The following is a 14,311-nucleotide window of genomic DNA, read 5'->3' on the forward strand; positions in this document are numbered from 1 at the left end:
CGGCCGAGTTCAAGTCTCGATCCGGAGCTTCATCCGGTCGGCTGCAAAGCGCGTTCGCGAATATTCGACCGGGCGGCCTTCTAGATCGGCGTTGACCGATTGCGTCTCCATGACGATCGCCCCCGGCGATAGTTTCAGAAGCGAGAGTTCCTCTGCCTCCGCGTGGCGCGCGACGATCTCCGTCGAGACCCGGACGTAGTCGTCGAGCCCATGCGCGGCAAAGGCCTTGGTGACCGAGCCGAGCTGCGCATATTCCTCCGCCATCCTCGCAAAGCGCTCGGCGGGGTAGTAGCTGACCGCCGTCGAAAGCGGCCGCCCGTCGCCGCTGCTGACGGTGCTGAGCTCGATGAGAGGGGTGCCTGGGGGAACGCCAAGCGCAGTGGCGATTTCGCCGCTTGCCGGCACTTGGGCGTGCCCCAGGAGCTCGGTTCCGATTTCTCTCACCTGGCGGCCGAGACCCTGCGAGAAGCGAGTGCGCCGCGAGATCGGATAGCTCACGCGATCCTTGCGCTCGATCATCGTGCCGCGCCCCTGCACCGCGCGCACCAGACCTTCTTCCGCGAGTGCGGCCAGCGCGCTGCGGACGGTGTGGCGATTGACGCCGAATTCCGCCGCAAGGGCCGTCTCCGGCGGCACCATGCCGGTGGCGTCATAGTCGCCATTGCTGATCGCGAGCCGTATCCTGTCGGCAATCTGCCGCCATAGCGCCACGCCCATCTGCCGTTCGACGACCTTCGCCACCATCTTCTTCGCCCCGCTTCTTCGCCGCCGGTTTCTTAGCAAATGTCACAAGCCTGTCATTTGCGAAGGTTATGGAAAGGTATAAGATGTATAGTTGTCTAGATCAATAGACATTTTGGAGTGAGATGATGGACGCAGCGAAGACAAGTGACGATGCAGGCGTCGCTCAGCGCCGGGAAGGCATGCGGCTTCTGGCGCGCGCGACGCTCGGCGAACTTTCCATGGCCTGGGACGCGATCGACGACAAGCCGAAGGTCGCGCCGGTGCGCGGTCCGGAAACCGGGCTCGTCATGGTGCGCGGCAAGATCGGCGGCGGCGGCGATCCTTTCAATCTCGGCGAGGCCACCGTTTCACGCGCCACCGTGCGGCTTTCGACCGGCGAGGTCGGCCATGGGCAGCTGCTCGGCACCGACAAGGCACGCGCCCGCTTTGCCGCGATCTTCGACGCGCTTTTTCAGAGCGCAGCGCATCGCGCAAGCGTCGAGGCGCTGCACGAGCAGGTGGCCGCTCGCCTCGATGCGGAAGACCGTCGCAAGGCCGAGGAAACGGCCGCGACCCGCGTCGACTTCTTCACCATGGTCCGCGGAGAGGATTGATGACCGCCCAATCGCAAATCTATAGCAGCGCCTTCGCCGATCCCGTCTTCGAGGCGCAGTCCGTGTTCCGCAGCCTTATGGACTGTTTCGCCCGCCCGGGCACCATCGGCCGGCTGTCCACTGCTGCAGCCCCGCCGGCGCCACTCGGACAGGCAAGCGGAGCTGTCGCGCTCACGCTCTGCGACCATGACACGCCGGTCTGGCTATCGCCGGCGCTCTCCAAATCCTCAGCGCCGAAGTGGATCGCGTTTCACACCGGCGCCGGCGTCACCGAGACGAAGGACGAGGCCCGCTTTGCCTTCTTCGAGAAGGGCGCGGCCGTGCCGGGCTTCGACCAGTTCGCCCTCGGCACCCAGGAATATCCCGACCGTTCCACCACGCTCGTCGTCGAGGTGGAAGCGCTCGAAGGCGGGCAGCCGCTCATCGGTCGGGGACCGGGAATCAAGAACGGGATCGTCATCGCACCGAAGGGTCTGCCCGACGTGTTCCTCGACCTCTGGGCCGCCAACCGGGCGATCTTTCCGCGCGGCATCGATCTCGTCCTGACGGCGCGCGAGGCAGTGCTCTGCCTGCCGCGCACCACCAAACTCGAGCGGGAGTAAGCGCATGTATGTAGCCGTCAAGGGCGGAGAAGCCGCCATTGCCAATGCTCACCGGCTGCTGGCCGACCGCCGGCGCGGCGACCGGGCGCTGCCCGCGATCACCATAGATCAGGTCGTCGAGCAGCTCGGGCTCGCGGTCGACCGCGTGATGGCCGAGGCCTCGCTTTACGACCGTGCGCTTGCGGCGCTTGCCGTGCGCCAGGCGCGCGGAGACATGATCGAGGCGATCTTCATCCTGCGCGCCTACCGCACCACCCTGCCGCGCTTCGGCTATTGCGAACCGGTCGACACCGCGAAAATGAAGGTCGAGCGGCGCGTCTCGGCGACCTACAAGGATCTGCCCGGCGGCCAGCTTCTCGGCCCCACCTTCGACTATACGCACCGCCTTCTCGACCCGTCGCTGATCGGCGAGGAACCGGTCGATGAGCCGGCGCTCAAGGAGCCGGGCGAACATGTCATGCGCGTCTCCGACATTCTCGACGGCGAAGGCCTGATCGAGGGCGACGGCCAGATGCCGGAAGGCCACGTGGCGGGCGACCTCACGCGCGAGCCGATGGAATTTCCGATGGCGCGCGATCTCCGCCTGCAGGCGCTTGCCCGTGGCGACGAAGGATTCCTGCTGGCGCTCGCCTACTCCACGCAGCGCGGCTATGGCCGCACGCATCCCTTCGTCGGCGAGGTCAGGATCGGCGAGGTCGAGGTCGAACTGGAGCTGCCGGAGCTGGGCTTTGCCGTTTCGCTCGGGGTCATCCGCGTTACCGAATGCCAGATGGTCAACCAGTTCAAGGGCTCGTCCAGGCAGCCGCCGCAATTCACCCGCGGCTACGGGCTCGTCTTCGGCCAGAGCGAGCGCAAGGCGATGTCGATGTCGCTGGTCGACCGGGCGCTCCGGACCGACGAATTCGACGAGGACATCGGCGCTCCCGCCCAGGATCAGGAGTTCGTCATCTCGCACGCCGACAACGTCCAGGCGACCGGCTTCGTCGAGCACCTGAAGCTGCCGCATTACGTCGACTTCCAGGCCGAGCTCGACCTGGTCAGGCGCATGCGCCGGGAACACGACGCCGCCCAGGCCGGCGGCAAGGACGGCATGAAGGAGGCCGCCGAATGAACGACCTCGCAACTTACAACTTCGCCTATCTGGACGAGCAGACGAAGCGGATGATTCGCCGCGCGATCCTGAAGGCGATCGCCATTCCCGGCTATCAGGTGCCCTTCGCCTCACGCGAAATGCCCATGCCCTATGGCTGGGGTACCGGCGGCGTGCAGGTGACCGCCTCCATCCTCGGGCCCGACGACGTGCTCAAGGTGATCGACCAGGGCGCCGACGACACGACGAACGCCGTTTCGATCCGCGCCTTCTTCCAGAAGGTCGCCGACGTCGCCGTCACCACGAGGACGACGGAGGCGACGATCATCCAGACGCGCCACCGCATTCCCGAGGAGCAACTGCGAGAGGGGCAGACGCTCGTCTACCAGGTGCCCATTCCGGAACCCCTGCGCTTCCTCGAGCCGCGCGAAACCGAGACGCGCAAGATGCATGCGCTGGAAGAATACGGGCTCATGCATGTGAAGCTCTACGAGGACATCGCCCGCAACGGCCATATCGCCACGACCTACGCCTATCCGGTAAAGGTCGAGGGCCGTTACGTGATGGACCCCTCGCCGACGCCGAAATTCGACAATCCGAAGATGCATATGTCGGAGGCCCTCCAGCTCTTCGGCGCCGGCCGGGAGAAGCGCATCTATGCGGTGCCGCCCTATACCGAGGTCGTCAGCCTCGATTTCGAGGATCACCCCTTCGAGGTCCAGAAATTCGACAAGCCCTGCGCCCTTTGCGGCGCCGAGAACGTCTATCTCGACGAGGTGGTGCTCGACGACAAGGGCGGGCGCATGTTCGTCTGCTCCGACACCGATCATTGCGAGGATCGCCGGGCGCACGGCCATGCCGGCGCCATGCTCGCCTCCGCCGCGAAAGAAAGCCAGGAGGCTGCAGAATGAGCGCCGTGCCGCTTCTGAAAGTCAGTGACGTTTCGAAATTCTATGGAAGCCGCATCGGCTGCCGCAACGTCTCCTTCGAGCTCTATCCGGGCGAGGTGCTCGCCATCGTCGGGGAATCCGGATCGGGCAAGACCACGCTGCTCTCCTGCCTCTCGACCCGGCTGATGCCGACATCCGGCATCGTCGAATATCACATGCGCGACGGCCAATACCGGGACCTCGCGCGCATGAGCGAGGCGGAGCGGCGCTTTCTGATGCGCACCGATTGGGGCTTCGTTCACCAGAACCCGGCGGACGGGCTGAGGATGACGGTTTCGGCCGGCGCCAATGTCGGCGAGCGTTTGATGGCGGTCGGGGACCGGCACTACGGCAATATACGCGCGGCGGCAGGCGACTGGCTGAGGCGCGTGGAAATCGAAGAGGACCGGATCGACGATCAGCCGCGCGCCTTCTCCGGCGGCATGCGCCAGCGCCTGCAGATCGCCCGCAATCTGGTCACCTCGCCCCGCCTCGTCTTCATGGACGAGCCGGCCGGCGGCCTCGACGTCTCGGTGCAGGCACGCCTGCTCGATCTCGTTCGCGGGCTCGTCCACGACCTCGGCCTTGCGGCGGTCATCGTCACCCACGACCTCGCCGTGGCACGCCTCCTTTCGCATCGGATGATGGTGATGAAGGACGGCGCCGTCATCGAGCAGGGTCTGACCGACCGGGTGCTCGACGATCCGCGCGAGCCCTACACGCAGCTCCTCGTTTCCTCGATTCTTCAGGTGTGACGCATTGACAATGCGCAACGGAAAGTAAAGACCATGCCAACTCCCCTCGTTGTCTCGGAAGTCGCGAAAAGCTTCACCATGCACCTTCGCGACGGCGTGCGCCTGCCGGTGGTCGCGAATGTCTCCTTCTCGGTGAAGGCCGGCGAATGCGTCGTGCTCGGCGGCCCCTCCGGCGTCGGCAAGAGCTCGATCCTCAAGATGCTCTACGGAAATTACGGCGTCGACGAAGGCCAGATCCTGGTGGAACATGACGGCCGCCTGGTGAACCTCGCGACGGCCGAGCCGCGCACCGTGCTCGAGGTGCGCCGCACGACGCTCGGCTATGTCAGCCAGTTTCTGCGTGTCGTGCCGCGCGTCTCCGCCCTCGACATCGTCGCCGAGCCCTTGCAGGCACGCGGTGTGGCGGCGACGGAAGCGCGGGAGCGCGCGGCCGAGCTGCTTTCGAGGCTCAACCTGCCGAGGGAACTCTGGGCTCTGCCGCCGGCCACCTTCTCCGGCGGCGAGCAGCAGCGGGTCAACATCGCCCGCGGTTTCATCACCGACCACAAGATCCTGCTCCTCGACGAACCGACGGCGTCGCTCGACGCGAAGAACCGCGCCGTGGTGGTGGAAATGATCGCCGGGAAGAAGGCGGCCGGCACGGCGCTGATCGGCATTTTCCATGACGAGGAGGTGCGCGAGGCGGTCGCCGATCGCATCATCGACGTCTCGGAATTCTCGCCGAGGAAATACGCCGCATGAGCCAGAAACTCGGCCCCGAACCCACCATCCATCCGACTGCGAGCGTCGTGAACTCGACCCTCGGCCGCTACACCGAAGTCCAGGAACGCTCGCGCCTCGACGAGGTCGAGTTCGGCGACTATTCCTACATCATGCAGGACGGTTCGATCTGGTGCGCGACGGTCGGCAAATTCGTCAACATCGCCGCGGCCGTGCGCATCAATGCCACCAACCACCCGACTTGGCGGGCGACGCTGCATCATTTCACCTATCGCGCACCTATGTACTGGGACGATGCGGAGCCCGACCACGATCTCTTCGCCTGGCGGCGGCAGAACCGGGTGACGATCGGCCACGACGTCTGGATCGGCCACGGCGCTACGGTCCTGCCCGGCGTGAGCGTCGGCAACGGAGCCGTGATCGGCGCCGGCGCCGTCGTCTCCAAGGACGTCGCGCCCTACACGATCGTCGGCGGGGTCCCTGCGAAACTCATCCGCGACCGCTTCACGGCCAGGATCGGCGAAGCCATGGACCGGCTCGCCTGGTGGGATTGGGATCACGCCAAGCTGCGCCACGCGCTGGACGATTTCCGGGAACTGACGGCGGAGGAGTTTCTTGTGCGGTATAGTTAGGCGCCGCGCATATGATACCCCTCATCCCGCTGCCGCGACCTTCTCCCCGTTTCGACGGGGAGAAGGGACAAGCCGCAGACCCTTAAGTCCCCTCTCCCCGCAGGCGGGGAGAGGGCTAGGGTGAGGGGCAAATCCGCCGCCGCAAGCGTATCAACCCGCCGCAGCTTCCCTCAAAAACGCACCCGCGACCCGTGCCACCAGCGCCAGCGAGACCGCACCCGCATCCGGGTGGCCGATGCTCTTTTCGGCCAGCGGCCGCGCCCGGCCGAGTTTCGGGGTCAGCGCGGAGGTCGCATCGGCGGCCTCTTGTGCGGCCTTGGCCGCCGCATCCCAGGCTTCGACAAGCGGCCTGCCGGCGGCGGATTCCCTTTCCAGCGTCTCCACGAAAGGCACCAGCGCGTCGACCAGCGTCTTGTCGCCCACGCGCGCGCGGCCGAGGCGCGTGACGCCGTCGAGTGCGAGGCGGGAGCCCTTCACGATCGCCGCGTCGCTCACCTTATCCTCATCGCTGAGGGCATTGCTCCAGGAGCGCAGAGCCAGGCCCCAGATGGCGCCCGAGGTGCCGCCGGCGCGGTCCGCCCAGGCGTCGCCCGCGGCAGCAAGTACGCTCGCAGCCCCTGCCCCCGCCACGACCGCGGTCTGTGCTGCGTCGAATGCGGCGGCAGAACCGCGGCGCATGCCCTGGCCGTGATCGCCGTCGCCGGCAAAGGCGTCGATGCGGCCGAGCTCCTCTTCCGCCTCCTTGAGCGCCTCGGCAATATTGCCGATCAGCCGGGCGATGCATTTGCCGCTTTCCTTCGAGGCGTCCGATGCAGGGCCGAAAGACTGCGGTCCGTCGGCGTCTACGATCTCGTCGGTCGCCGGTTCGGCGGCAATGATCACGCCCTTGCGCAGCACCGGCGCATCCGTGGGCGCGCGCCAGAGCGCCTCCAGCTCTTCGTCCAGCCAGAGAAGGGTGAGCGAGCAGCCCTGCATGTCGAGGCTGGTGACGAATTCGCCGCATTCGGGGTCGACGATTTCAAGACCCGCGTCATTGAGCTGTCTGGCGACCGCCGTCCAGAGCACGAAGAGTTCTTCATATTTGGTCGAGCCGAGGCCGTTCAGCACGGCGGCCACCTTCCTGGAGCCCTCGGGGCGCTCGGCAAGAAGCTTGCCGGTAAGGAGCTTTGCGAGATCGCTCGCCGTCGCGATCGTCTCCTCGCTGACGCCCGGTTCGCCGTGAATGCCGAGCCCGAGCGCCATCTGGCCCTTCGGCACGGTGAAGAGCGGGCCGGCAGCACCCGGAAGCGTGCAGCCGCCGAAGGCGACGCCGAAGGATACCGTCCGATCATTGGCATGACGCGCGAGCCGTTCGACCTCGTCGAGCGACTTGCCGGCTTCGGCTGCCGCGCCGGCAATCTTGAAGACGACGAGGTCGCCGGCAATCCCGCGGCGCTTGGCAGACGTTTCCGCGGGCGCACTCGCCACGTCGTCGGTCACCGGCAGGATGCGCACGTCGATGCCTTCGGAGCGAAGCCGTTCGGCAGCAACCCCGAAATTCAGGACGTCGCCGGCGTAATTGCCGAAGCCGAGAAGCACTCCGCCGCCCTGGTCGGCATGGCGGCAGACGCGGGCTACCGCGGCAGTCGAGGGCGAGGCAAAGACATCGCCGGCGACCGCCGCGTCGGCGAGCCCCGGCCCGACATAACCGGCAAAGGCCGGGTAATGTCCCGAGCCGCCGCCGACCACGACGGCGACCTTGCCCTTCGGCACCTTGGTCGAGCGCACGACGCCGCCCTTCACCAGGCGGACGTTGCGCTGATAGATCGCTGCGAAACCGGCGAGTGCGGTCGTGGCGAAATCTTCCGGAGCGTCAAAGATCGTGGTCATCGCTTCAATGTCCCCTTCAATGTCCTTCTTGTCGAGGCAGGATACGCCTCAGATAGTCGCGATTGGCGGCGCTGACGGAAAGGCCGTCACCGCCGTAATGCTCGCAGAGGAAGGGACTGTCGAAGCCATGCGCCAGCGCCATGCGAATTGCCGCCCGATAGTTGATCAGGCCGAATTCGAGCGGGGCCGGATGGGTGACGATGACGCCCGATGCCGGATCTTCCGTGCGGTTGTAGTTCTTGACGTGCCAGTATTTGGCAAAAGGCGCAACCTTCGCCATCATTTCCTGCCAATGTTCCACGGGCCGGTGCAGGCGGATGAGATTGCCGAGATCGGCATTGATGCCGACATTGGCGAGGCCGACCTCCTTAACGAAGCGCACGGAACTGTCAGCCGTGCCCAGATAGGTGTCCTCGTACATCTCCAGCGAAACTTCGATGCCGAGTTCTTCGGCATGGCGGCCGAGTTCGCGAACACGCGAAACCGCCAACTGCCAGGTTCCCGCGTCGTCGGGGTTCTTCACGCCGTCGACCGTCCAGAACCAGAGCACTTTCTTCTGCGCCTCCGTCAGCGGGCCGAAGAAGCCGAAGGACACGGAACCGGCGCCTACGGCGGCGGCCGCCTCGATGACCCGGTGTCCATAGGCGAGGTATTCCTCGCCATGTTCCGGGTCTATGAGGCTGCGCCGCGAGGTGGAGATCGCCGGTATCGTGAGGCCGAGAGACCGGGTCAGACCCACGAATTCATCGAGCCTTTCCGCCGAAAGATCCGCCAGCCGTATCCAGCTGTCAGTCGGGTCCAGTTCCGTGAAGCCGGCATCGACCACGTCGGCGAGCGTCGCCGCCCACTCCTCGACCGGCTGGTCCTGCACCGATCGGCCGTCCGGCAGAAGGTTGGGGTACTGGATCATCGCGGCCGCAATCGGCCAGTTGTCACGGTTCCATTTGCGCGGCGCCATGGCGGACTCCTCGGGATTGAATTGGAACTAGGGGTACCGGACGAGGCAGCCGGTCAGGCCGCCGCGTTGCCGTCGCCGCTCGAAGCGGCAACCTCGTTCTTGCGCTTGCGCAATGTGCCGATCAGCCAGAAGAAGAGCGGCGACAGAAGCAGCGCAAGGGCGACGGCCATCAGGGCGGAGACAAGGCCGTTCGACCAGAAGATGTCGAGGCTGCCGCCCGACATCAGCATCGACTGGCGGAAGGCGTCTTCCGCCTTGTCGCCGAGCACCATGGCGAGAACCAGCGGCGCCAGCGGGTAGTCGAGCTTCTTGAACACATAGCCGAGGAGACCGAAGCCGATCACCATGAAGATGTCCGAGACGGAGTTCGCGACCTGGTAGGCCCCCGAGAAGATCACCGCGACGATGATCGGTCCGATGATCGAGAACGGCACGCGCAGGATCGAGGCGTAAAGCGGCACCGTCGCGATCACGAGGAAGACGGCGACGACATTGCCGAGATACATGGAGGCGATCAGACCCCAGACGAAGTCCGGGCGATCGGTGAAGAGCATCGGGCCGGGCGTCAGGCCCCAGATCATCAACCCGCCCATCATCACCGCGGCGGTGGCGGAACCCGGGACGCCGAGCGCCAGCATCGGCAGCAGGGCCGATGTGCCGGCGGAATGGTCGGCCGTCTCCGGCGCGACGATGCCGCGCGGATCGCCCTTGCCGAACATCGACTTGTCGCGCGCCGAGCGCCGGGCGACGCCATAGCTCATGAAGGAGGCGGCGGTCGGGCCGGCCGGCGTGATCCCCATCCAGATGCCGATGATCGTCGAGCGGGCGATCGTCAGCCAGTAGCGCGGGATCTCGATCAGCGTCCTGCCGATCTCGGAGAGACGCACCCGAGCCTTGATGCCTTCGAAGCGCAGCCCCTCTTCCGTCGTCAGCAGGAGTTCGCCGATGCCGAAGAGTCCCATGACGGCAATCAGGAAGCTCACGCCCTTGATCAGTTCGGGAATGTCGAAGGTGAGCCTCAGATTGCCGGATATCGTATCCATGCCGATCGAGGCGAGCGCAAAGCCGAGCATCATCGAGACGAGCGTCTTGAAGGGCGACTGCGCGCCCATCGAGATGAAGCTCGCAAAGGCGAGGAAGTAGACGGCGAAATATTCGGGCGAGGAGAATTTGAGTGCAAAGTTCGCCACCCAGCCCGAAAGCAGCGTGATCATGACGACGCCGGCAAGCGCGCCGAGGCCGGCCGAAACGAAGGCGAGCGTGAGCGCCCGGCTCGCATGGCCGGCTCTCGCCATGGGATAGCCGTCGAATGTCGTGGCGACCGAGGAGGGCTCGCCCGGAATGTTGAAGAGGATCGACGTGGTCGAGCCGCCGAAAAGCGCGCCCCAATACATGCAGGACAGGAGGATGATCGCCGAGATCGGGTCCATGGAGAAGGTCAGCGGCAGGAGCAGCGACACACCGTTCGGCGCACCGAGGCCCGGCAGCACGCCGACGAGGATGCCGAGCGTCACGCCGACGATCATCAGCAGGATGTGGTTCCAGCTGAGGATGTGGCCGAAGCCATCGATCAGAAGACCGATATTTTCCATGTCATTCCTCCCGCAAGCACTGCACCCTTGCGGGTCAGTAGATTCCGAACCAGGCCTCGACCGGTCCCTTCAGCAGCGGAACCTGGAAGCCGATTTCGAAAACGATGAAAAAGAAGATCGAGACCCCGAGTCCTGCGGGGATCGCGATCCACCATTTGTAGCGCCCCTGGAAGAGCATCGTCGCGGCGATGTAGAGCGCCGTTCCGACATAGAGCCCCAGCCAGGCGGAAACGGCGGCGAAGGCCGCAACCGGTAGCAGGAAAGAGGCGACCACTCTGGCGCGGGCGCCGTCGAGGAAGACCTCGCCCGTACCGCGATGCTTGAAAAATGCGTGCCCGATATTGGCGAGGCTGCCGAGAACGATGAGCAGGCCGATATAGAAGGGGAAATAGCCTGCATCCGGACCCATATCTGTCCAGCCCGCACCGATGTCGAGGGAGCCGTAGCAGACAGCGATGCCGAAGGCACCGGTCAGCGCGGCGACGCCGAGTTCCACCGCAAAGCGGCTGACCCCATTCGCACTTTTCTCACTCATGATCGTGACCTTTCCGAGCAGAGAATGGGCGTTCGAGAGGCCGAGGATGGATGCGGTTCTGCCCGCATCCTCTTCCCGGGGTCCCAAGCGCCCATCGACCGGTACTTAGTTGGCGAGCCAGCCTTCGCGCTTCAGCACTTCGCCGACCGTCGCGCCATCCTTTTCGATGACGGCCTTGAGTTCGTCGCCGGTCATATAGCCAGGAGACTGCGAGCTGTCGGCGAGATATTTCGCCCATTCCGGCGTCTCGGAGACCTTGCGCAGGACATCCGCATAGAACTGGACGACCTCAGGCTCGACGCCGGCAGGGAGCCAGACGGTACGCGGCATCGAGTAGTTTTCGATCGGAATGCCGGCTTCCTTGCAGGTGGGGATATCGCTCCAGGCCTTGTCGCCGGCGACCTTAGCGTCGCTCGTGAACTTCGCGCTCTTGAAGACGCAGAGTGGCTTGATCATGCCGGCCTGCCATTGACCGAGGTTCTCGCTCGGATTGTTGACATTGGCGTCGAGGTGCTCGCCGGCAAGCTGAACGGCCGCCTCGCCGCCGCTCTTGAAGGGGATGTAGTTGATCTTGGCGCCGGTTGCGTCGTTGATCATCGAGGTCAGGATCTGGTCGGCATCCTTGGACTGGCTGCCGCCGATCTTCAGGCCGCCTTCCTTCGCCTTGGCGACGAAATCGGCAGCCGTCGCGTAGTCCGCCTTGCCATTGACCCAAAGCACGAACTCGTCGGACGCGAGCGAGGCGACCGGCGTCAGGTCCTCGGACGTATAGGGCACCTTGGCGCGGACCGGCAGCAGGTAGGCATTGTTGGTGCCGAAGGCGAGCTTGTAGGGATCGCCCTTGTAGCCAGCCGTGTAGACGAAGCCTTCCGCGCCGCCGGCGCTGCCCTTGTTGGTGACGACGACCGGTGCCTTCATCAGCTCGTACTTGCCGATGATCGCCTGGATGGTGCGCGCGAAGATATCGGTACCGCCGCCGGGGCCGGCGGTGACGACGAATTCGACCGGGCGGTTCGGCTCGAAGGCCGATGCCGGCGCGGCAAGGCCGAAAGCGGCGGCCGCGATTACTGCGATGGAGACGGATTTTTTCATGCGTGGTCCTCCCGTTGAGTTGGATTGCGGCGCGAGACCTCCCCTCACGCCGGTATTCATCGAAAGCGTGCGAATTCAGGCAGCAGCCGAAAGCGCCCTCTTTTTCTTCGCCATGCGGGCTGCAAGCAGGATCGCCTCGCGTGTTGCGCCTATATCGGCGATACCCTTGCCGGCGATGTCGTAGGCGGTGCCGTGGGCGGGCGTGCAGAGCGGGAACGGCAGTCCGCCCATCATCGTCACACCCTTGTCGAAGCCGATGATCTTCATGGCGATCTGACCCTGATCGTGATACATGGTCATCACCGCGTTGAAGCCTTCCTTCAGCGCCCGGAGGAAGACCGTATCGGCCGGGAACGGCCCCTCGACATTAAAGCCGAGCGCCCTGGCCTTCTCGACCGCCGGCTCGATGATGTCGATCTCTTCCATGCCGAAGCTGCCGCCGTCGCCGGCATGCGGATTGAGTCCCGCAACCGCGATCTTCGCCTCCTCGTAGCCGGCATCCTTGAGGCAGGCCTGCGTCAGTTTGAGTTCGGCAAGGATCGCCTCCACCGACAGGTGGGATGCCACGTCCTTGAGCGGGATATGCGACGTCACCCGCGCGTTCCACACCTTTTCGAGAACATTGAATTCACGAACCTTTCCGGTGAAGGAAAGCACGTCGGCGACGAAGCGGATCTCGTCGTCATAACCGGGATAGGCAAAGCGCATCGCCTTCTTGTTGAAGGGCGTGAAGCAGACGGCATCGGCCTTGCCCGCATGGGCGAGTTCGAGCGCGGTGCGGAAATTGCGTGTGGCGAAGGTGCCGCCGGCCAGCGTCGCCTCGCCGCGCACCACATCGGCCGGATCGAGATGGGCGAGATCCACGAAGACGTGGCGGGCGGTGCCGGCGTTGTCGAGCGCATCGAGCGAAGCGGCTTCCAGATCCAGCGTGACACCGGCCACCCGGGCGCCCTCGTCGAGGATGCGGCGATCGCCGATGGCGATGATGTGCGCCGCGTCGCGGATGTCGGAAAGGGCCAGCAGCCGCGCCGTCAGTTCCGGGCTGATTCCCGCGGGGTCGCCCATGGCCAGCGCAATCACAGGGCGCCGCTCCTTCGTTCCGTCCGCTCCTGATGTCGTCATTCGAGATGTCCTCCGCTTCATGCTTCGATGTCTCATACGTCATTCAAAATTCTGCATCAAGTCTTTTGTATTCTGTATGCAGCATTTTCTGTTGACGACGTCAGGGGCAGTCTCCATGCTTGAATGAACGGCGCTGATTCAATCGCGCATACTCAAGGGGAAGGGCCGCGCGGCGGTCCGAAGCTCAGACGAGAAAAATGAACGAAATCAAATCACTGGAGCAGCGGCCCATAGGCGGCCCGGGACCCATCCGGCGCACCGCACTGCACGACACGCTGGTCAGCCATCTGCGCGACATGATCATCGAGGGCGACCTTCCGCCAGGAACCCGTCTGCACGAAGGGCAACTGGGCGAGCAGCTCGGCGTATCGCGCACGCCGCTGCGCGAGGCGATCAAGTATCTTGCGAGCGAAGGCCTGGTGGAGCTCGTCCCGAGCCGCGGCGCCGTCGTCAAGCGCTTCAGCGCCAAGGACGTCCGGGACATGCTCACCGTGCTGCAGACCCTGGAGGAGCTCGCAGGCAGGCTTGCCTGCGAGGCCGCGACGGATGCGGAGATCGCCGAAGTGCGGGCGCTCCACGACGAAATGGTGCGCCGCTACGAGGCGGGCGACCGGATGCAATATTACAAGCTCAACCAGGACATCCACTCCGCCATCGCCCGGCTTTCGGGCAATGCTGCCCTGGCCGACATGCATGCCATGCTGCAGACGCGGCTGAAGCGCATCCGCTTCATCGGCCATGAAGGCCCGGAGAAATGGGCCGCAGCGGTCGCCGAACATCAGGAAATGATCGCCGCTCTGGAAGCGCGCGACAAAGCCAGGCTATCGGAAGTGCTGGGGCTTCATCTGACGAGGGCCTGGGAGCGGGTGCGCGACGCGGTTTAGGGCGTCGACGCGAGGCAAAATACCCCCTCTGGCCTGCCGGCCATCTCCCCCACAAGGGGGGAGAACAGATGCGGCGAACCTCTGCCCCCTATTAAGAATCCCGCTTGCAGCGGCGCGCTTTGCAGCGCGAGTGACAGCCGCGCGTCCTCACCCCCCTTGTGGGGGAGATGGCCGGCAGGCCAGAGGGGGGTATC

At 65.1% G+C, this 14,311-nt stretch carries 15 protein-coding genes; 8 read left to right on the forward strand and 7 right to left on the reverse strand.

Translation table 11 applies throughout. The features are described 5' to 3' along the window. Nucleotides 1–9: 9 nt before the first annotated feature. Nucleotides 10–744 (reverse strand): phosphonate metabolism transcriptional regulator PhnF, encoded by a 735-nt coding sequence (gene phnF / locus PZL22_RS03305; RefSeq protein ID WP_003530623.1) that lies wholly within the window; start codon nt 742–744, stop codon nt 10–12. Between the two features lie 125 nt (nt 745–869). Here phnF and phnG point away from each other — a divergent pair, with 125 nt between their 5' ends. The 7 genes from phnG to PZL22_RS03340 are packed head-to-tail and all read left to right on the forward strand — an operon-like array spanning nt 870 to nt 6,065. Beyond that, nucleotides 870–1,337, forward strand: coding sequence for a phosphonate C-P lyase system protein PhnG (gene phnG / locus PZL22_RS03310; RefSeq protein WP_017264122.1), 468 nt, complete (start codon nt 870–872; stop codon nt 1,335–1,337). Continuing rightward, nucleotides 1,337–1,939 (forward strand): phosphonate C-P lyase system protein PhnH, encoded by a 603-nt coding sequence (gene phnH, locus PZL22_RS03315; RefSeq protein WP_284718477.1) that lies wholly within the window; start codon nt 1,337–1,339, stop codon nt 1,937–1,939. The genes phnG and phnH overlap by 1 nt, the downstream gene beginning before the upstream one ends. A 4-nt stretch (nt 1,940–1,943) precedes the next feature. Then, nucleotides 1,944–3,050 carry a carbon-phosphorus lyase complex subunit gene (locus PZL22_RS03320; RefSeq protein WP_284718478.1) on the forward strand — a complete coding sequence of 369 codons (1,107 nt, stop codon included), beginning with the start codon at nt 1,944–1,946 and terminating at the stop codon, nt 3,048–3,050. After that, nucleotides 3,047–3,940 carry an alpha-D-ribose 1-methylphosphonate 5-phosphate C-P-lyase PhnJ gene (locus PZL22_RS03325; protein WP_284718479.1) on the forward strand — a complete coding sequence of 298 codons (894 nt, stop codon included), beginning with the start codon at nt 3,047–3,049 and terminating at the stop codon, nt 3,938–3,940. The genes PZL22_RS03320 and PZL22_RS03325 overlap by 4 nt, the downstream gene beginning before the upstream one ends. Then, entirely contained in the window at nt 3,937–4,713 is a 777-nt protein-coding gene (gene phnK / locus PZL22_RS03330) for a phosphonate C-P lyase system protein PhnK (RefSeq protein WP_284718480.1), read from the forward strand. Before PZL22_RS03325 ends, phnK begins: the two co-directional genes overlap by 4 nt. 33 nt (nt 4,714–4,746) lie before the next feature. Then, nucleotides 4,747–5,454, forward strand: a complete 708-nt coding sequence (gene phnL / locus PZL22_RS03335) for a phosphonate C-P lyase system protein PhnL (protein ID WP_003530635.1) — start codon at nt 4,747–4,749, stop codon at nt 5,452–5,454. Beyond that, nucleotides 5,451–6,065 carry a DapH/DapD/GlmU-related protein gene (locus PZL22_RS03340; RefSeq protein WP_003530637.1) on the forward strand — a complete coding sequence of 205 codons (615 nt, stop codon included), beginning with the start codon at nt 5,451–5,453 and terminating at the stop codon, nt 6,063–6,065. Before phnL ends, PZL22_RS03340 begins: the two co-directional genes overlap by 4 nt. A 150-nt stretch (nt 6,066–6,215) precedes the next feature. On the opposite strand, the gene PZL22_RS03345 is transcribed toward PZL22_RS03340, so the two are convergent. From PZL22_RS03345 to PZL22_RS03370, 6 genes are all read right to left on the reverse strand, one after another. Continuing rightward, nucleotides 6,216–7,934 (reverse strand): dihydroxyacetone kinase family protein, encoded by a 1,719-nt coding sequence (locus PZL22_RS03345; RefSeq protein WP_003536882.1) that lies wholly within the window; start codon nt 7,932–7,934, stop codon nt 6,216–6,218. Nucleotides 7,935–7,950: 16 nt separating this feature from the next. Next, entirely contained in the window at nt 7,951–8,892 is a 942-nt protein-coding gene (locus tag PZL22_RS03350; RefSeq protein ID WP_003536883.1) for a sugar phosphate isomerase/epimerase family protein, read from the reverse strand. A gap of 53 nt (nt 8,893–8,945) precedes the next feature. Then, nucleotides 8,946–10,484: a tripartite tricarboxylate transporter permease gene (locus PZL22_RS03355; protein WP_003536884.1), complete on the reverse strand. Its 1,539-nt coding sequence runs from the start codon at nt 10,482–10,484 to the stop codon at nt 8,946–8,948. 34 nt (nt 10,485–10,518) lie between these two features. Continuing rightward, nucleotides 10,519–11,106, reverse strand: a complete 588-nt coding sequence (locus PZL22_RS03360) for a tripartite tricarboxylate transporter TctB family protein (protein ID WP_003536885.1) — start codon at nt 11,104–11,106, stop codon at nt 10,519–10,521. 18 nt (nt 11,107–11,124) lie between these two features. Beyond that, on the reverse strand, nt 11,125–12,111 hold the full coding sequence (locus PZL22_RS03365) for a tripartite tricarboxylate transporter substrate binding protein (RefSeq protein ID WP_013850323.1): 987 nt from the start codon (nt 12,109–12,111) through the stop codon (nt 11,125–11,127). 75 nt (nt 12,112–12,186) lie between these two features. Continuing rightward, the gene (locus tag PZL22_RS03370; protein ID WP_010976261.1) at nt 12,187–13,233 is read right to left on the reverse strand and encodes a 4-hydroxythreonine-4-phosphate dehydrogenase PdxA; all 1,047 of its coding nucleotides are present in this window, start codon (nt 13,231–13,233) and stop codon (nt 12,187–12,189) included. A 197-nt stretch (nt 13,234–13,430) separates the two neighbouring features. On the opposite strand from PZL22_RS03370, the gene PZL22_RS03375 reads away from it, so the two are divergent. Further along, entirely contained in the window at nt 13,431–14,117 is a 687-nt protein-coding gene (locus tag PZL22_RS03375; RefSeq protein WP_013850321.1) for a GntR family transcriptional regulator, read from the forward strand. Nucleotides 14,118–14,311: the final 194 nt, after the last annotated feature.

Origin of the sequence: Ensifer meliloti (genome assembly GCF_030064585.1) — a bacterium.
In the GTDB taxonomy this organism is placed as follows: Bacteria; Pseudomonadota; Alphaproteobacteria; order Rhizobiales; family Rhizobiaceae; genus Sinorhizobium; species Sinorhizobium meliloti.

Excerpts from the sequence above, each read along its gene's own strand:
- phnF (WP_003530623.1), bottom strand. The coding sequence starts at position 744 with ATGGTGGCGAAGGTCGTCGAACGGCAGATGGGCGTGGCGCTATGGCGG.
- phnG (WP_017264122.1), top strand. The coding sequence starts at position 870 with ATGGACGCAGCGAAGACAAGTGACGATGCAGGCGTCGCTCAGCGCCGG.
- phnH (WP_284718477.1), top strand. The coding sequence starts at position 1,337 with ATGACCGCCCAATCGCAAATCTATAGCAGCGCCTTCGCCGATCCCGTC.
- PZL22_RS03320 (WP_284718478.1), top strand. The coding sequence starts at position 1,944 with ATGTATGTAGCCGTCAAGGGCGGAGAAGCCGCCATTGCCAATGCTCAC.
- PZL22_RS03325 (WP_284718479.1), top strand. The coding sequence starts at position 3,047 with ATGAACGACCTCGCAACTTACAACTTCGCCTATCTGGACGAGCAGACG.
- phnK (WP_284718480.1), top strand. The coding sequence starts at position 3,937 with ATGAGCGCCGTGCCGCTTCTGAAAGTCAGTGACGTTTCGAAATTCTAT.
- phnL (WP_003530635.1), top strand. The coding sequence starts at position 4,747 with ATGCCAACTCCCCTCGTTGTCTCGGAAGTCGCGAAAAGCTTCACCATG.
- PZL22_RS03340 (WP_003530637.1), top strand. The coding sequence starts at position 5,451 with ATGAGCCAGAAACTCGGCCCCGAACCCACCATCCATCCGACTGCGAGC.
- PZL22_RS03345 (WP_003536882.1), bottom strand. The coding sequence starts at position 7,934 with ATGACCACGATCTTTGACGCTCCGGAAGATTTCGCCACGACCGCACTC.
- PZL22_RS03350 (WP_003536883.1), bottom strand. The coding sequence starts at position 8,892 with ATGGCGCCGCGCAAATGGAACCGTGACAACTGGCCGATTGCGGCCGCG.
- PZL22_RS03355 (WP_003536884.1), bottom strand. The coding sequence starts at position 10,484 with ATGGAAAATATCGGTCTTCTGATCGATGGCTTCGGCCACATCCTCAGC.
- PZL22_RS03365 (WP_013850323.1), bottom strand. The coding sequence starts at position 12,111 with ATGAAAAAATCCGTCTCCATCGCAGTAATCGCGGCCGCCGCTTTCGGC.
- PZL22_RS03370 (WP_010976261.1), bottom strand. The coding sequence starts at position 13,233 with ATGACGACATCAGGAGCGGACGGAACGAAGGAGCGGCGCCCTGTGATT.
- PZL22_RS03375 (WP_013850321.1), top strand. The coding sequence starts at position 13,431 with ATGAACGAAATCAAATCACTGGAGCAGCGGCCCATAGGCGGCCCGGGA.